The sequence below is a fragment of the Lentzea albidocapillata subsp. violacea genome (genome assembly GCF_900100275.1).
In the GTDB taxonomy this organism is placed as follows: Bacteria; Actinomycetota; Actinomycetes; order Mycobacteriales; family Pseudonocardiaceae; genus Lentzea; species Lentzea violacea.
This window is the reverse complement of record NZ_FNET01000029.1, coordinates 1-15,848: the sequence shown is the minus strand read 5'-3', so window position 1 is coordinate 15,848 and position 15,848 is coordinate 1. Positions and strand designations below refer to the sequence as shown.

General features: G+C 68.8%; 19 protein-coding genes and 1 tRNA gene. 10 read left to right on the top strand and 10 right to left on the bottom strand.

The features are described 5' to 3' along the window. The first annotated feature begins 60 nt into the window (after positions 1-60). Genes BLR21_RS37590 through BLR21_RS37580 form a run of 3 tightly spaced genes read left to right on the top strand, consistent with a single transcriptional unit; the run spans position 61 to position 2,550 of the window. Positions 61-1,158 carry a DUF3631 domain-containing protein gene (locus BLR21_RS37590; protein ID WP_256335190.1) on the top strand — a complete coding sequence of 366 codons (1,098 nt, stop codon included), beginning with the start codon at positions 61-63 and terminating at the stop codon, positions 1,156-1,158. Next, positions 1,155-1,382 carry a helix-turn-helix domain-containing protein gene (locus BLR21_RS37585; protein ID WP_090014246.1) on the top strand — a complete coding sequence of 76 codons (228 nt, stop codon included), beginning with the start codon at positions 1,155-1,157 and terminating at the stop codon, positions 1,380-1,382. The genes BLR21_RS37590 and BLR21_RS37585 overlap by 4 nt, the downstream gene beginning before the upstream one ends. After that, positions 1,366-2,550: a site-specific integrase gene (locus BLR21_RS37580; protein WP_090014244.1), complete on the top strand. Its 1,185-nt coding sequence runs from the start codon at positions 1,366-1,368 to the stop codon at positions 2,548-2,550. The genes BLR21_RS37585 and BLR21_RS37580 overlap by 17 nt, the downstream gene beginning before the upstream one ends. Positions 2,551-2,682: 132 nt before the next feature. On the opposite strand, the gene BLR21_RS37575 is transcribed toward BLR21_RS37580, so the two are convergent. The 6 genes from BLR21_RS37575 to cmk all read right to left on the bottom strand — a co-directional run bounded on the left by BLR21_RS37575 (position 2,683) and on the right by cmk (position 7,468). After that, a tRNA-Pro gene (locus BLR21_RS37575) sits at positions 2,683-2,756 on the bottom strand. Positions 2,757-2,928: 172 nt separating this feature from the next. Next, a complete protein-coding gene (locus BLR21_RS37570) occupies positions 2,929-4,041 on the bottom strand; it encodes a sensor histidine kinase (RefSeq protein WP_090014365.1) in 1,113 nt (370 codons plus the stop codon). Then, positions 4,038-4,670, bottom strand: coding sequence for a response regulator (locus tag BLR21_RS37565; protein WP_036016238.1), 633 nt, complete (start codon positions 4,668-4,670; stop codon positions 4,038-4,040). The genes BLR21_RS37570 and BLR21_RS37565 overlap by 4 nt, the downstream gene beginning before the upstream one ends. Before the next feature lie 64 nt (positions 4,671-4,734). Continuing rightward, positions 4,735-6,156, bottom strand: coding sequence for a ribosome biogenesis GTPase Der (der, locus tag BLR21_RS37560; protein ID WP_090014242.1), 1,422 nt, complete (start codon positions 6,154-6,156; stop codon positions 4,735-4,737). Beyond that, complete coding sequence (locus BLR21_RS37555) at positions 6,153-6,785, bottom strand: lysophospholipid acyltransferase family protein (protein ID WP_090014239.1); 633 nt, start codon at positions 6,783-6,785, stop codon at positions 6,153-6,155. Before BLR21_RS37555 ends, der begins: the two co-directional genes overlap by 4 nt. Beyond that, on the bottom strand, positions 6,782-7,468 hold the full coding sequence (gene cmk, locus BLR21_RS37550; RefSeq protein WP_090014357.1) for a (d)CMP kinase: 687 nt from the start codon (positions 7,466-7,468) through the stop codon (positions 6,782-6,784). Before cmk ends, BLR21_RS37555 begins: the two co-directional genes overlap by 4 nt. Before the next feature lie 218 nt (positions 7,469-7,686). Between cmk and BLR21_RS44240 the strand changes: the two genes are divergently transcribed. After that, the gene (locus BLR21_RS44240; RefSeq protein WP_090014237.1) at positions 7,687-7,941 is read left to right on the top strand and encodes a hypothetical protein; all 255 of its coding nucleotides are present in this window, start codon (positions 7,687-7,689) and stop codon (positions 7,939-7,941) included. On the opposite strand, the gene BLR21_RS37540 is transcribed toward BLR21_RS44240, so the two are convergent. Then, positions 7,931-9,079 carry a hypothetical protein gene (locus tag BLR21_RS37540; protein ID WP_090014235.1) on the bottom strand — a complete coding sequence of 383 codons (1,149 nt, stop codon included), beginning with the start codon at positions 9,077-9,079 and terminating at the stop codon, positions 7,931-7,933. The two genes, BLR21_RS44240 and BLR21_RS37540, sit on opposite strands and share 11 nt — an antisense overlap. An 86-nt stretch (positions 9,080-9,165) precedes the next feature. On the opposite strand from BLR21_RS37540, the gene BLR21_RS37535 reads away from it, so the two are divergent. After that, the gene (locus BLR21_RS37535) at positions 9,166-10,086 is read left to right on the top strand and encodes a homocysteine S-methyltransferase family protein (RefSeq protein ID WP_090014233.1); all 921 of its coding nucleotides are present in this window, start codon (positions 9,166-9,168) and stop codon (positions 10,084-10,086) included. On the opposite strand, the gene aroH is transcribed toward BLR21_RS37535, so the two are convergent. The 3 genes from aroH to BLR21_RS37520 all read right to left on the bottom strand — a co-directional run bounded on the left by aroH (position 10,076) and on the right by BLR21_RS37520 (position 11,986). Beyond that, positions 10,076-10,438: a chorismate mutase gene (aroH, locus tag BLR21_RS37530; protein WP_090014231.1), complete on the bottom strand. Its 363-nt coding sequence runs from the start codon at positions 10,436-10,438 to the stop codon at positions 10,076-10,078. The genes BLR21_RS37535 and aroH overlap by 11 nt on opposite strands. 33 nt (positions 10,439-10,471) lie before the next feature. Then, complete coding sequence (locus BLR21_RS37525; RefSeq protein ID WP_176929969.1) at positions 10,472-10,759, bottom strand: STAS domain-containing protein; 288 nt, start codon at positions 10,757-10,759, stop codon at positions 10,472-10,474. Between the two features lie 126 nt (positions 10,760-10,885). After that, on the bottom strand, positions 10,886-11,986 hold the full coding sequence (locus BLR21_RS37520; protein ID WP_090014227.1) for a DUF1015 family protein: 1,101 nt from the start codon (positions 11,984-11,986) through the stop codon (positions 10,886-10,888). A gap of 18 nt (positions 11,987-12,004) precedes the next feature. Between BLR21_RS37520 and BLR21_RS37515 the strand changes: the two genes are divergently transcribed. The 5 genes from BLR21_RS37515 (at position 12,005) to BLR21_RS37495 (ending at position 15,636) form a co-directional block, all read left to right on the top strand. Then, positions 12,005-12,478 carry a cation:proton antiporter regulatory subunit gene (locus BLR21_RS37515; protein ID WP_176929968.1) on the top strand — a complete coding sequence of 158 codons (474 nt, stop codon included), beginning with the start codon at positions 12,005-12,007 and terminating at the stop codon, positions 12,476-12,478. 27 nt (positions 12,479-12,505) lie between these two features. Continuing rightward, positions 12,506-13,657: a cation:proton antiporter gene (locus tag BLR21_RS37510; RefSeq protein WP_030480027.1), complete on the top strand. Its 1,152-nt coding sequence runs from the start codon at positions 12,506-12,508 to the stop codon at positions 13,655-13,657. A 63-nt stretch (positions 13,658-13,720) separates the two neighbouring features. Next, entirely contained in the window at positions 13,721-14,878 is a 1,158-nt protein-coding gene (locus BLR21_RS37505; RefSeq protein ID WP_090014222.1) for a S8 family peptidase, read from the top strand. Next, positions 14,875-15,096, top strand: coding sequence for a hypothetical protein (locus tag BLR21_RS37500; protein WP_245983648.1), 222 nt, complete (start codon positions 14,875-14,877; stop codon positions 15,094-15,096). The genes BLR21_RS37505 and BLR21_RS37500 overlap by 4 nt, the downstream gene beginning before the upstream one ends. A gap of 93 nt (positions 15,097-15,189) precedes the next feature. Beyond that, positions 15,190-15,636: a DUF6319 family protein gene (locus tag BLR21_RS37495; RefSeq protein WP_256335189.1), complete on the top strand. Its 447-nt coding sequence runs from the start codon at positions 15,190-15,192 to the stop codon at positions 15,634-15,636. Positions 15,637-15,848: the final 212 nt, after the last annotated feature.

The window sequence follows — 15,848 nt, the reverse complement described above, 5'->3', positions numbered from 1 at the left end:
GTCCTCCCGACCCCGACCGCCCTGCCCGGACACGAAGTGCTGGACCAGGTCCGTGACTTCGTGGCGCGGTTCTCCGTGTTCCCTCACGAGCACTGCGCGCCGATGCTCGCGCTCTGGTATGCCCACACGTGGGTCGCCGATGCCTTCTACACCACGCCGCGCCTGATCCTGTCGTCCCCGGAACCGGGATCGGGCAAGACGCGGGTACTGGAGATCGCTCAGCACCTCACCAGGGAAGCGGAGATGACGGCGGGCGGTTCCGCCGCCGCGCTCGTCCGCATGGTCGCGGCCGGACCGATCACCATCCTGATGGACGAGGTTGACGCCGTGTTCGGTGTTGGCGGAACGGGCAATGAGGACGTCCGCCAGATGCTGAACCTTGGCTACAAGCGCAGCGCCAAGATCCCGAAGGCCAAGGGCGACCCGGCGACCGGGTTCACTGTGGACCGCCTGCCCATCTTCGCGCCCGCCGCGCTGGCTGGACTCGTCGGCAGGATGCCCGACACCATCACGACCCGCGCCATCACCATCCACCTTCGCAAGCGCCGTCACGACGAGCGTGTGGAGCCCTACAGGGAATCGAAGGTCGTTCGGCAAGCTGAGCCGGTCCGGGATGCGCTGAGCACGTGGGCAACCAGCATCGGGGAAAGGCTGGTAGAAGCTGAACCCGAGATGCCGCACGGTGTCGACGACCGGCCGGCCGAGGTCTGGGAACCGCTGCTTGCAATCGCCGACCTGGCGGGTGGTCATTGGCCCGCCACCGCGCGAGCCGCGTGCACGCACTTCGTGAACGCGAGCAAGAAAGGTGCCTCGTCACTCGGTGTGCGGCTGCTGGCCGACCTGCGAACGCTCTTCATGGAAACGGGCACGGATCGCATGCACACGACGGAGATCCTGACGCGCCTGCTGTCCTTGGAAGACGCTCCATGGCAGGACGCATGGGGAAAGCCGCTCGACTCACGACGACTCGCAAAGGAACTCAGCCTCTACCAGGTGGCACCGCTGACCGTGAAGCACAACAACGGCAGCAACGCGAAGGGCTACGTCACCTATCCCACCGTTCGCCAGGTGGAGCAAAGCGGTCTCGCCGACGCGTGGGCGCGTTACCTGCCCGCGCCGACCACGCCGTCTGATGTGGACGCTGAGGGGGAGAAATGAGCACCACCGACGACGTCATCGAACTGACGAAGTTCCTTTACAAGATCCCGGAAGCGATGTTGCTGCTTTCCCTGAGCCGGTCGGTCATCTACGAGCAGATTCGCGCCGGGCGACTCCGGTTCGTGAAGCAGGGCAGGGCGACGCTCGTTCCGGCGTCGGCCATTCGGGACTACGTGGCGCTGTTGGAGCGGGAAGCGGGGGTGCACTATGGCGAAACCGCGTGACGACGAGGACAAGAAGAAGCGGCGTAGCCGGGGGGACGGCGGCATTCACTGGGACGAGTCGCGCCAGAGGTGGATTGCCACGGTGCACATTGGCTTCAAAGCCAACGGAAAGCGCGACACCATCAGGCGGAGCGCCGAGACCTTCACCGGGGCCAAGGAGAAGCTCAAGGAGATCCAACGCGAGTTGGACGACGGCCTGCCCGCCACGCCTCACATGTACAAGGTCAAGGAAGCGGTCACGGCATTCCTGAAGTACGGATTGCGTAGGTGCAGCAAGGAAACGGTGAAGAACTACACCTACCTCGCGGCCGGCCACATCATCCCCAGCTTGGGTGAGCGCAACCTTCGCGAGTTGTCCGCTGACGAGGTGGACGACTGGTTGGAAGAACTCTCGCTCACGCTCTCCACGCGCACCCTGCGGTTGGTGCACTCCATTCTGAACCGCTCGGTGCGCATGGCGCAGAAGCGCGACAAGGTCAAGCGCAACGTGGTCCAGTTGTGCGAAGTGCCGAATGGTCAGGACGGACGCCCGTCGAAGTCGCTCACGTTCGGCCAGTTCGAAGCGGTGCTCAAGGCAGCGGAGGACTCCCCGCTGTACGCGTACGTCGTGCTGTCGCTGTTGATCGGCGCTCGCACTGAGGAACTGCGCGCCTTGACGTGGGACCATGTCGACCTGCTCGGCAAGCCGGACGCCGTCCCGGTCGTACTGCCGTCGATCTCGGTGTGGCGGTCAGTCCGTGAGGGTGGCGACACGAAAACCAAGAAGTCGCGGCGAACGCTCGCCATGCCAACGCGGTGTGTCGAGGCGCTGGAGGCGCACCGCGTCCACCAGGACGCCAGGCGCAAGCTCGCAGGCAAGCGGTGGAAGGAACACGGCCTGGTGTTCGCGTCGGAAGTCGGTACCGAACTCGACTCGCACAACGTCCGCCGTGCGTTCCGCCGGGTGGTCAAGGCTGCTGGCCTCGCCGCGAAGGACTGGACGCCTCGGGAGATGCGGCACAGCTTCGTGTCGGTGCTGTCCGCCTCGGGTGTGAAGCTCGAAGACATCGCGAGGCTGGTCGGCCACAGCAGCACCACAGTGACGGAAACGGTCTATCGACACCAGATCGTGCCCGTGATGCAGGAGGGTGCAACGACGATGGACCGGCTGTTCCCGAGGGCTAGCTAGAACTGTTGTCACTCAGTTAGTCACTCACACGCCTCTGTGAGACGACAGAAGATCAATCGCATGATCGACGGCGACAATGAAAAAGACCCGCTGACCAGGCTTTATGCCTAAGTCAGCGGGTCTTTTCGACCGTCGGGACGACAGGATTTGAACCTGCGACCCCTTGACCCCCAGTCAAGTGCGCTACCAAACTGCGCCACGTCCCGGCCACACTTCCGGTTCCCCGGCGTGCATGGGAAATCCTACAACACCGCGGACAGAGATCAAAAACGGCCCCCGCAACAGGCCACGAGCTGCGGAAATACGGCGGGGACCCGAAGTTCGGGTCCCCGCGTCCCTCGGTCCGACCGATCCCCCGATCCTCGACCGACACCAGAACTATGCGGTGGCGGCGTCTCGGGCGCCACCTCCGAAAGTCGAGTCTTGTCCGTCAACCTTCGACTTACCGGGTGGTAGGACGGCGCTGACGCTGAAGCCGCCGTCTGCTCGGTACGAGGTGGTCAGGGTGCCGCCTGCCAGGCGTACCCGTTCGGAGAGGCCGTGCAGGCCGGCGCCTCCTCCGTCTGCGGGGGACGGTAGGTCGCCTGGGCCGTTCACGACTGTTACTCGGACCGGGGAGGATCGGTCCACCGTCACTGTCACCGTGGCGCCCGGGGAGTGTTTTGTCACGTTGGTCAGGGATTCTTGGACTACTCGGAAGAGGGCTCTGGAGACCGCTGGGGAGAGGGGGGTGTCGCCTGTTTCCGACAGCGTTACGGAGACGCCTGCGACTCGGGCTCGGTCCACGAGTTCTTGCAGGGACGGGTAGGTCGTGTCGGAGTTCAGGAGCCCTAGGGCTGCTCGCATCTCGGACAGCGATTCCTTTGCCAGCGCTCGTAGGCGTAGTGCTGTCTCGCGGACTGCCGGGTCTGGTGCGGTGGCGGCCAGGGCTGCGGATTCCACGGCGATGAGGGTGGCGTGGTGGCCTACCGCGTCGTGGATTTCGCGGGCTATTCGGGCTCGTTCCGCGGCTCGGGCCGAGGTTTCCTGGGCTTCTAGTTCTGCTGCTCTTGCTCTGCGGGTTTCGTAGAGCGACTGGGTCAGTTCCTTGCGGGTGGTCAGGAGGGCGCCCAGCGCTGTGGGGGCTGCTGCCAGGCCGAAGGCGAAGGCGGTGGCCAGGAGTAACGGGCCGATCGGGATGGTCTCGGTCAGCAGGACCGGGGCGATCGAGGCGACTGTCATCAGCAGGACCCAGAAGGCCTGGACCGGGATCGACTTCTCCTTGCTGCCCAGGCGGTATTGGGCGACGAGGGCGGGGGCCCAGCCGAGGCCGCCGGCTACCGCGGGGACGCACAGGAGGGACGCCAGCCACGGCCAGCGCAGGCGGAGGGAGAGGAGCAGGGAGGCGCCTACCGCGGTCCAGAGGGACCAGGTGAACGGGCGGTCCTCGGTCAGGAGGACGACGCCTGTGGTGATGCCTACGGTGAGCGTTTCGCGCAGGGCGGGTTTCACCACACACCGACCTGGTGGGCGACCAGAGCCGCCTGCACCCGGTTTTCCACGCCCAGCTTGGTGAGGACGGTGGAGACGTAGCTCTTCACCGTCGCTTCGGAGAGGCAGAGTTCCTCGGCGATCGAGTGGTTCGAGCGGCCGGCCGCGACCAGTTCCAGGACCTGGCGTTCGCGGGCGGACAACGAATCCAGCTGCCGGTTCGCGCGGAAGCCCCGTAGGCGAGGCAGCAAGCGGGCGGTGATTCTCGGGTCCAGGACGGCTCCGCCGGCTGCGAGGTCTACCACGGCTCGGACCAGGGCTTCCGGTTCGGCGTCCTTCAGCAGGAAGCCCTGGGCGCCCAGGTCCAGGGCTGTTGCCACGTAGTCGTCCAGGTCGAACGTGGTCAGCACCGCGATCGCGGGCGGGGTGGCCCAGGTTCGCAGGCGGCGGACCGCCTCCAGGCCGTCCACTCCCGGCATCTGGACGTCGACCAGCGCCACGTCCGGCAGGTGGGCGAGGACTTGCTCTACCAGTTCGGCGCCGTCGGCTGCTTCGCCGACGACCTCCACTCGTCCGTCTGCTTCGAGGAGAACTTTGAGGCCCCGCCGCAGCAGGGCCTCGTCGTCGGCTAGCACCACGCGTACGGCCACCAACCCAACCAACCGCACCCCATGGCAAAGGGCAACCAGATCGGCCGGGTCGGCCCCCGGAGAACTACTTCTTGGAGGAACCGGCCTTCTTCTTCTCGCGCACGCGCACGGAGATGCGGACCGGGCTGCCCTGGAAGCCGAACTCCTCACGCAGCCTGCGCTCGATGAACCGGCGGTAGCCCGCCTCGAGGAACCCGGTCGTGAACAGCACGAACGTCGGCGGGCGGGTCGAGGCCTGGGTCGCGAACAGGACCTTGGGCTGCTTGCCGCTGCGCACGGGCGGCGGGGTCGCGGAGATCAGTTCGGTCAGCCACTGGTTGAGGCGGCCGGTCGGCACGCGGGTGTCCCACGAGTTCAGCGCGATGCGCAGGGCCGGGGCGAGCTTGTGCACGGCGCGGCCGGTCAGGGCCGAGATGTTGACCTTGTCCGCCCACGGCACGCGCACGAGGCCGCGCTCGAGTTCGCGCACCATCTCGTTGCGGCGGTCCTCGTCGACCAGGTCCCACTTGTTGAACGCCAGCACGCACGCGCGGCCCGACTCGACCACCATCGTCAGCACCCGGAGGTCCTGCTCCGCCAACGGCTCGTGCGCGTCCAGCAGCACGACCGCGACCTCGGCGGTCTCGATCGCGGACTTGGTGCGCAGCGACGCGTAGTACTCGGCGCCGCCGGAGAACTTCACCCGCTTGCGCAGGCCGGCGGTGTCCACGAAACGCCAGATCTCGCCGTCGAGCTCCACCAGCGAGTCGACCGGGTCGACGGTGGTGCCCGCGACGGAGTCGACCACCGAGCGGTCCTCGCCCGTCAGCCGGTTCAGCAGCGACGACTTGCCGACGTTCGGCTTGCCGACCAGCGCCACGCGGCGGGGACCGCCGTGGCCGCCGCCGAAGTCGTCGCGCGGGCTCTCGGGCAGCCTCTCGAGGATCACGTCGAGCAGGTCACCGGAGCCGCGGCCGTGCAGTCCGGACACCGGGAACGGCTCGCCGAGGCCCAGCGACCACAGCGATGCGATGTCGGCCATCAGCCGGTCGTCGTCCACCTTGGACGCGCAGAGGATCACGGGCTTCTTCGACCGGCGCAGGACCTTCGCGACGGCCTCCTCGGTGGACGTCGCGCCCACCGACCCGTCCACGACCAGCAGGATCACGTCGGCGGTCGCCATCGCGAGCTCGGCCTGCGCGGCCACGGAGGCCTGCAGCCCGACCGCGTCCGGCTCCCAGCCACCCGTGTCGACCACGGTGAACTTGCGACCGTTCCACAGCGCGTCGTACGCGACGCGGTCACGCGTCACGCCCGGCACGTCCTGCACCACGGCCTCTCGCCGGCCGATGATGCGGTTGACCAGTGTGGACTTGCCGACGTTCGGCCGTCCCACCACCGCGAGCACCGGCTGCGGCGGCGCGGCTTCCTCGCCGCCAGAGCCGTCGAGGTCGTCGAAGGCTGACCAGTCGGCCTCGTCCTCCCAGGTGCCGTCCAGGTCCGTCATCGTCTTCCCTCACTCTTGCGATGTCCATCTAGTTCGGCGACCAGTGTCGCCAGGCGATCGCGCACCTGCTCGGTGGCAACGCCCAGAGCCGCTCGACCCTTCCCCTCGGGGAGGTGGAACGGCTCACCGATCAGCACGTCGACCTCGGGCCGCCAGCCCTTGGCCTGGTACGTCCCGCGGCAGGCGATCGGCAGCACCATCGCGGCGGAGGTCTTGGCGAGCCACGCGGCGCCGTTCTGCGCGCTCGCCACGTCGCCCTCGCCGCGCGTTCCCTCGGGAAAGATCCCGATCACGCCACCGGCCTTGAGCACGGACAACGCGCTGGTCAGCGCAGTGCGGTCGGCTTCTCCGCGCTTGACGGGGATCTGCCCGATCTTGGCCAGGAGGTAGCCGGCGGCGCCCTTGAACATCTCCTGCTTGATCAGGAACGTCACGCGCCGGGGCAGCACCCCGAACAGGATCGGCCCGTCGGCCATCGAGCTGTGGTTCGCGACGACGACCACGCCGCCGCTCAAGGGTACGCGGTCGCGCCCGTGCACCCGAATCCGGAACTGCCAGGCATAAGGGACCCGCCCGATCCAGCGGCCGAGGTCGAACAGCCAGGGCACCGTCCCCTGGGGAACGCTCACCCGGTCACCCGCAGTCCGCGCCGGTCCACGAGTTCCAGCAACGCGTGCACGGTGCCCACGAGGTCGAGGTCGGTGTTGTCGAGCTCCACCGCGTCGTCGGCCGCCTTCAACGGCGACACCGCGCGCGACGAGTCGTACTTGTCGCGGCGCTGCACGTCGGCCAGCGCGGCGTCCACAGTGGACTGACGCCCGGCGGCGTTGTCCTGCTTGGTCCTGCGTGCGGCTCGCGCGTCCGCCGACGCCGTCAGGTAGACCTTCAACGGGGCGTCGGGCGACACGACGGTGCCGATGTCACGGCCCTCGACGACGATCCCGCCGACGTGGTCGACGGCGTCCGCGATGATCGCCCGCTGCTGGGCGACCAGCAGCTCGCGCACGTGCCCGGTCGCGGAGACGGGTGACACCGCCAGCGACACCTCGGGCCCGCGGATCTCGGCCGACACGTCGTCGCCGTCGAGCGTGATGCCCGGCCTGCGCGGGTCGGTGCCGACCACGAGCACCGCGTTGTCCACGACCGCGGCGACCTTGACCTCGTCCGTCGGATCGACGCCCGCGCGCAGCACCGCCAGCGCGATCGCCCGGTACATCGAGCCGGTGTCGAGGTAGCGCGCGTCCAGCGCCGTCGCGAGGCGCTTGGCCACGGTGGACTTGCCGGTGCCGGCCGGTCCGTCGAGAGCGACCACACCGCGCAACTGACCCTGGCCCACAGCAGCTCCCTCCGAGACACCCACGGCCACATTGTGCCTGGTGCGGACGCTCACACCGCAGGCGGGACAGTCCACGACGGTTCCAGCCCCGCTTGATCGGCACGGCACGGCGGTACCGATCGGTGGAATCGGCAACAGGCGCCAACCCTCCCGGCCGATCTGGTGTGCGCACCACCGAATTCTTGGAGGACTGAGTGACCACCGCTGAACAGCACGCCGATGTCGAGGCGTTGCTGCATCGCACGCTCGCCGCGCACAAGGCCCGCGGTACGGCCGTGGTGGTCGACGGGGCCGAGGACGAGGCTGTGCGGCAGCGGCTCGTCGCGAAGGTGCCCGAGGTGGGGCCGTTCCTCGCCACGCCGATCCGCACGGTGAACGTGTCCGTGCCGACGTGGCGCGTCACGGACATCCCCAACGGGTGGCTGCCCGGCAAGGAGTTCAGCGCCTGACGTCGCCGGGGCCCCGCTCGTCCGGGCGGGGCGCCGCGAGCCGCTGGAACTCCTCCTCGGAGATCGGCAGCGACCTCCCGCCGGGCCCACCGGCGGTCCACTCCCAGCCGTCCGGCGTCCACAGCTCGTACTCGAGCTCGTACGTCGGCAGTTTCCTGGCCAGGTAGTGGACCTTGCCGAAGTCGTAGACATCGTCCCCGCCGAAGATCGCCTGGTAGTCGTGGGGCCGGCCGCGAAACCTTTCCGACCTCGCCGAAAGAACACAGACGTAGCGCGCGCTGCCGAAGCCGCGCTCACCGAGCTCTTCGACCACCCAGTGCGGCTGCAACCGCCCGAGCACGTCGGTGGGCCGCCAGCCGAGATCGGCCACGGCCTCGTCGCTCGTTCCGGTGCGACGGACGATCTCCCGTTGCCTCCTGGAGTCGAGCTGGACATCGAAGTACCTGATCCCCGCGGTCTCCCTGAGCCGACTGATCCGCCGGGCCTCCTCGCGGCTGACCGGCAGGACGTGCTCGCGCCGCGGCTCTTCCCCTCGCACCCACTGGTTCTCGTGCAGGAACGTCTCCCACTGCCCGTCACCGTTGGCGGGACAACGGATCAGCGAGTGCGCTCGGTCGAGGGCCACGAAGTCGTTGAGGCGGTCGAACACCGCGAAGTAGTGGTGGCCGTCCACCACTTCGGCTTGCCGCCTGGCCGCGAGGAGGACGATGATCGCCGCCAGCTTGGCACGCTCGGATGGCAGCAGCGGCAACGAGAAACGGTGCTCCGGCAGCAACTCGTCGACCACGGCGTACGCGGAGCGCAGGTCGGCCAGGTCGGCCTCGCGCCGGAACACCGCGAAGCCACCACCTTGGAAGCCGTCCCGCCGCTCCGCCCGCGCGGGCCCCCGGTCGTCGGCCAGCTGCCGGAGCCTCTCCGACTCTGCGACGCTCACCTCGCGGTAGTCGTCATAGGAGTCCCGGTCGCCGGCTCTCGACAGGCCGTCGCTGTCTCTCCACACACCGTGGCCGTCGTACTTCTGCTCGTCGTAGACGCCGAGGCTGCGGTAGAGACCCTGGGCGTTGCCGACATCGGACATGCCGTGCCCGTCTTCGAACAACGCGTAGTAGCGGTACTCGGCCAGATATGGCTGAACCATGCGATCACCCCCAGTGATCGGTTCATCTTAGCGGGCAGAACCGTCGTCCCGGTCGCACACTGAGCCCTCCGGCCTGAAGGCACCCGATGATGCAGCTGCCCCAGCTAGATGCCCCGCTCTTCCTCACCGACGGCGGCGCCGAGACCACCCTCGTGTTCGACGACGGCATCGACCTGCCCGACTTCGCCGCGTTTCCGTTGCTCGACGATGCCGACGGCCACGCGGCGCTCACCCGCTACTTCGAGCGCTACGCGAGCATCGCCGAACGCGACGGCGCCGGCATCGTGCTGGAGACGGCGACCTGGCGCGCCAACCCCGACTGGGCCACGCGCAGGGGTTACGACGGGAAACGTCTCGAAGCAGCCAACCGCAAGGCTGTCGACCTGCTTCTCGACGTGCGGCAGCGGTTCGCGATCCCGGTCGTCATCAGCGGCTGCGTCGGACCGCGCGGCGACGCCTACCGGCCCAAGACGATCATGAGCCGCGACGAGGCACGCGACTACCACTCGACGCAGATCCGGACGTTCGCCGACACCCAGGCCGACCTCGTCACCGCCATGACGCTGACGAACATCCCCGAGGCGACCGGCATCATCGACGCCGCCAGAGAAGCGGAGGTCCCGGTCGTCATCTCGTTCACGGTCGAGACGGACGGCAGGCTGCCGAGCGGGGACGCGCTGGGCGACGCGATCCAGGCCGTCGACCGCGACACGGACGGCCACCCGGCCTACTACATGGTCAACTGCGCGCATCCCACGCACATCGCACCGGCGCTCGACCCCGAAGCCGCGTGGACCAAACGTTTGCGCGGCATCAGGGCCAACGCGTCGAAGCTCAGCCACGCCGAGCTCGACGAGGCCGAGGTGCTGGACCGGGGTGATCCCGCGGAGTTCGCGGACGACTACCGGAAGCTCAAGGCGCGCTTCCCGCAGCTGACCGTGCTGGGTGGCTGTTGCGGCACCGACCATCGGCACGTCGACGCGGTCAGCGCCGCCTTCAGTGGTTGAGGTCGGTCCGCAACGCCGCCGCACCGCGCAGGTAGACGTGCTTCACCGACGACCGCGGCAGATCGGTCTCGACGTGCGCCAGCAACCTGACCACGCGCGGCATCGAGCCCGGCACCGCGATCTCGGTCGCGGACAGCAGCGGCACGTCCGAGAGACCGGCCAGGCGCGCGGCGTAGGCGGGGAACTCGGACACGAGATCGGGTGTCGCGGTGAGCACGACGCTGATCAGGTCGTCGGACGTCAACGCGTTGCACGCCAACACCTCTCGCACCAGCTCGGCCGTGGCCTCCAGCAGCAGGTCCCGCGAGTCCGCGGCGATCTGCGTGGCTCCCCTGATCGCTCGTACCGCCATGCGATCGACCCTAGCAGCGGTCCTCAGTGGACTTCAGCGGTCGACGACGATGTTGGGGAACTTGAGGGTGAGGTCGAGCAGGTTCACGACGTAGGCGCCCCAGCCGCCGCCGAGCAGCACCAGCCGCCGCTGGCCCAGTGCCGACGCCGTCTCGATCAGCACGTGCAGGCCGCTCGACCCGATGAACGTCAGGGCGGTGAAGTCGACCACCACGTCACCGTCCCCGGACGAGCAGGCCAGCGCGAGTTCGGCGCGCAGCAGGTCGCTGGTGCTCAGGTCGACCTCGCCAGTGAGCGTCACCAACGCGCCGTGGCGACGCACCTCCAACAAGTCTGGCCGGGGTTCCATCGTGGGTGCCTCACGAGTCGGGAGACAGCAGGCGATGGGAAGATTTTCAACGCGTGCCCGGCACACGAACAGTGCCGAACGAACCCGCCGGACAGGGCCCTACGGTGACAGGTCGGCCAGCAGAAGTCCGCTACGCGGCTTCGGGGTGAAGTAGGTGCTCTTGCGCGGCATCTTGGTACCGGCCAGCACCTCCCGCAACGGCACCGGCGCGATCAGCAACACCGCCTCGGCCTCCACGGACGGGTCCACGACCGCCCGCACGCACGGGCTCTCCGGATCGAGCCCGAGCGCCTGGTCCAGCAGCAACGACTCCACGACGGCGTGGTCGATCCCTTGTCCCACCGGCAGTTCGACCCGCAGCACCGCGTCCGGGCAGCGCACCACGACCACCCCCGGTTCCGGATCGACGACGTACGGCAACGACGACACCACCAGCCCGGCCCGTTCCCACGCGGTCACCAGATCGGACGTGGTCAGCCCGCTGCCGCTGATCGCGCGGTGGATCGGCCCGACCCGCAGGCCAGGTCCGGACGTGACGAGCGCGAGCAGGCCTTCGAGGCCCGCCTCCCGCGCCGCCGCGACCCGGTGGTTGCCGTCCGCGACGAGCAGCGGATGCGCGCCCGCCGCTTCGAGGAACCGCTCCTGCGACTCCCCCGGCCCGACCAGCCACACCCAGTGCCGCCGTCCACCCGAGTCCACCAGCGACACGGCCGGCTCCTCGGTCATGCCGAGCACCAGGTCCGTCAGGCCGTCGTGCGGGGTGATCGGGATGAGCATGGCCGCGCTCGTCGCGATGCCCAGCGACGCCAGCACCTGCCCGCGTTCGGCGACCACGTCCGGGTAGACGTCCTCGGTGTGCTCGATCCCGTCCGGGTCGACCAGGCACAGCAGACCGCACGCCGTCCCGTCCGGCCCGTCCACCCGGTACGGCGCCACGACGTCGGTGACCTCGGTGTACGCCCGCCGGATCAGCACCGCGAGCTCTGCTCTGGCGTGGGGCAGCGCGGCGAGCAGCCCGGTGCCCGCCGCCAGCGCGGCAGGCGTGCGGTGGGGGTGCTGGACGGCCAGCAACGTGCCGTGCGGGGCTCTCGCGAGCGCCCCGATCACCTGGCCGGGTTCGGCGAACTCGTCGACGTCGGGACCGGGCACGCTTTCACGCACCACCCAGCCGCGACGCACGGGACGTACACGCAGTGACATGCACGTATCATGATCTGTGTGAACGTAGAGATCACGCCCCTTCCGGGCATCGGGACGCGTCAGGACTTCACGATCCGCGCCGGACGTCGCGTAGGCGTGATCACCTACCGGGACGGCCGGTTCGAGCTGATCCTGTCGAAAGCGACGGATCCCGACTCCTGCGCCGCCTCGATACCCCTCTCGCCGGAAGAGGCGAACACGCTCGCGGGCCTGCTCGGCGCGCCGCAGCTCGTCGCCCACCTGCGCGAGGAGCACCGCGACATCACGGGCATCACGACCCGTCAGCTGCCCGTGACCGCGTTCGCGAACCACACTCTCGGCGAGACCGCTCTGCGCACGAGGACCGGTGCGTCCATCGTGGCCGTGGTGCGCTCGGGCAACGCCCATCCGTCGCCCGGCCCCGACTTCATCTTCGAAAACGGTGACCTCGCGGTCGTCGTCGGCACCGCGGAGGGCCTCGACGCCGCCGCTCAGATCTTCCACGGCGGTTAAGACACAGTGCATGAGACAACTGTTGCCATGATCCAGCTCGGCGCGGTGTTCTTCGGCCTCGGCCTGCTGGGTCGTGTGGCTCGCCGTGCCGGGATCTCCCCGATCCCGCTCTACCTGATCGGCGGGCTCGCGTTCGGCGAGGGCGGGTTGATCCCGTTACATGGCATCGAGGAGTTCACCCACCTCGCCAGCGAGATCGGCGTCGTGCTGCTGCTTTTGCTGCTCGGCCTCGAGTACTCGGCGTCCGAGCTCACCACTGGGCTGAAGAAGTCCTGGATGGCCGGTGTCCTCGACCTGGTGCTGAACGCGGCACCGGGCGCGATCGCGGCGTACCTGCTCGGCTGGGGCACGGTCGGGGCGCTGGCGATGGCCGGCGTCACGTACATCTCGTCGTCGGGCATCGTCGCGAAGGTGCTCGGCGACCTGGGCCGGCTGGGCAACCGCGAGACGCCGGTCGTGCTGTCCGTGCTCGTGTTCGAGGACCTCGCGATGGCCGTGTACCTGCCGGTGCTGACGGCCGTTCTCGCGGGCGTGAGCTTCCTCGGCGGGCTCACGTCGGTCGGCATCTCGTTGCTCGCGATCACCGTGGTCCTGGTGGTGGCGTTGAAGTACGGCCGGTTCATCTCGGCCATTGTGGACAGTCCCGACCACGAGGTGTTCCTGCTCAAGCTGCTCGGCTCCGCGTTGCTCGTCGCGGGCATCGCCTCGCAGCTACAGGTGTCCGCCGCGGTCGGCGCGTTCCTGCTCGGCATCGCGATCTCCGGATCGACGGCCGAGAACGCGACGCGCCTGCTCGAGCCGCTCCGGGACCTGTTCGCGGCGATGTTCTTCGTCGTGTTCGGACTCAACACCGACCCCCGTTCGATCCCGCCGGTGCTCGGCATCGCGGTGGCGCTGGCCGCCGTCACGACCGCGACGAAGGTCTTCACGGGCTGGTGGGCGGCGAAACGTCAGGGCATCGGCAAGATGGGCCGCATGCGTGCGGGCGTGGCGCTGGTGGCGCGCGGCGAGTTCTCGATCGTCATCGCCGGACTGGCCGTGGCGTCCGGCCAGGTGCACAACGACCTGGCGGCGCTGGCCACCGCGTACGTGCTGCTGATGGCCATCCTGGGGCCCATCGCGGCCAAGTACGTTGAGCCAATCGGTGAATTCTTTCAGCGCAGACGGCAAATGGCCTGAAACAACTGCCCCGATGTGACGACTCTCTAGTGAGGGCTAGACGGAGAGTAGGGGCGAACAGTCATGACCGAACCCGCGGAAGTGGAGACCACCGGCCGGTTCCTGGTGCTGCTGCAGGAAGACGCCATCGAAGAGGGACTGGCCGAGCTCGGCGGCATCGCCGGGTTCGACCCGAACAGCGGCGATCTGGACACGGAGGCCGTGCAGGTCTTCCCCGAGCTCGGTGTCGCGGTCGTGACCGCCGACCCGAACCTGCTGGCCGAGCTGAACGGCGCCGCCGAGCGCCCGGGCCCGGTGCAGATCGTCGAGCCGGAACGCGTCGTGCACGTGTTCGCGGCACCGGTCGAGGAAGAGGCGCCGGAGGCCGCGGCCGACGAATCCGTGCTGACCTGGGGGCTGCAGGCGGTCGGCGCGGACGTCAGCACGGCCACCGGCAAGGGCATCAAGATCGCGGTCCTGGACACCGGCTGGGAGAAGAACCACCCGGACTTCGCGGGCCGCGCCATCACCACGAAGTCGTTCATCACCGGCGAGGACGTGCAGGACGGCCACGGCCACGGCACGCACTGCATCGGCACGTCGGCGGGCCCGCGCAAGCCCGCCACGCTGCCCGGTTACGGCGTCGCGCACGAGGCCGAGATCTTCGCGGGCAAGGTCCTGTCGAACGCGGGCTCCGGCTCCGACGGCGGCATCCTCGCGGGCATCGACTGGGCGGTCGCGAACGGCTGCGCGATCATCTCGATGTCGCTGGGCGCCGACGTCCCGGTGAACACGCCGTACTCGCAGATCTACGAGACCGTCGCCCAGCGCGCGATGGCCAAGGGCACGCTGATCATCGCGGCGTCGGGCAACGCGTCCTCACGCCCGGCCCGCATCGCGCCGGTGGGCCACCCCGCCCGCTGCCCCAGCATCATCGCGGTGGCGGCGATCGACGTGAACCGCGCGATCGCGTCGTTCTCCTCGGGCTCGGCGGACAAGATCGGCCAGATCGACGTGTGCGCGCCGGGAGTCGACGTCTACTCGTCGTTCAAGCTCCCGGAGAAGCACCGCCGCCTGCGCGGCACCTCGATGGCGACCCCGCACGTGGCCGGCGTGGCAGTCCTGATCGCGGAGAAGACCGGCGCCCGCGGCTACGAGCTGTGGGCTCGCCTAGTCGGCACCGCACTGCGCCTGCCCCTGCCGTCCACCGACATCGGCAGCGGACTCGTCCAGGCGCCATGACCGCTTCGGTGGACCAGGTGATGGTCTCCGTGACGGAGGGCAGCCTCCCGCAGGTCCTCGACGACCTGCGGGAGGCGGGCCTGGTGGTCGACACGGTCCTGGAAGCCCTGGGCGTGGTCACCGGCACCGCCGAGGTCAGGGCCATCCCGGCCCTGCAGGCGGTACCCGGCGTCATAGATGTCGAACGGCAGTGGCGCGTGCAGCTCCCTCCGTACTGACTAGGCTTCGCGCTGACCCCATCGGCGGCTGATCGAACACGTGTTCTATGCTGTGCGCGGGGTCACGTCGTTGCGGAGAGAGGAAACCTGATCGTGTCGGACACGCTCACCGAGGTGCAGGCAGTCGAGGAGACCGTCGTGGAAACGGCGGCCCCCGAGGCCGAGGCCCCGAAGCCCGCCGAGGCTGCCAAGCCCGCCGAGGCTCCGAAGGCCGAGGCCCCCAAGCCCGAGAAGCCGAAGGCCGGCCGTCCCAAGAGCACGGCGAAGAAGACGCGCACCGTAGAGCTCACGCTCACGGTGACCGGCACCGCCGAAGGCGAATGGCAGGCCGACCTGGTCCACGGCACGCAGCGCGTCGTGTCGGGCCTGGTCATCCCGGCCATCGCCGTCGCGAAGGCGGCCAAGGAGCTGCACGAGGACATCGCCGAGGGCATCGAGTCGGTGCTAGAGGCGGCGCGCGACCAGCACCGCACCCGCATGGAGGAGTTGGAAGCCGAGCTGGCCAGGGTGAAGGCCCAGCTGGCAGAGCTCTCCGAGTAAGTCAGCAAGCGCGAAAGGGCGGCCCGCACACAAGCGCGAGCCGCCCTTTCGCATACAGACACGACTGTTAATCGCAGGTTTACTGGTTCAGCCAGATCAAACGCGACGCCGCAGGCAAGCCGTCCTTACCGCGCGGGCCAGGCGGTGGGGTCCCATCACGAGTCGCGCCATAGCTCTTGCTGCATGCAGGTAGGGGTGTCAACTCGACACGC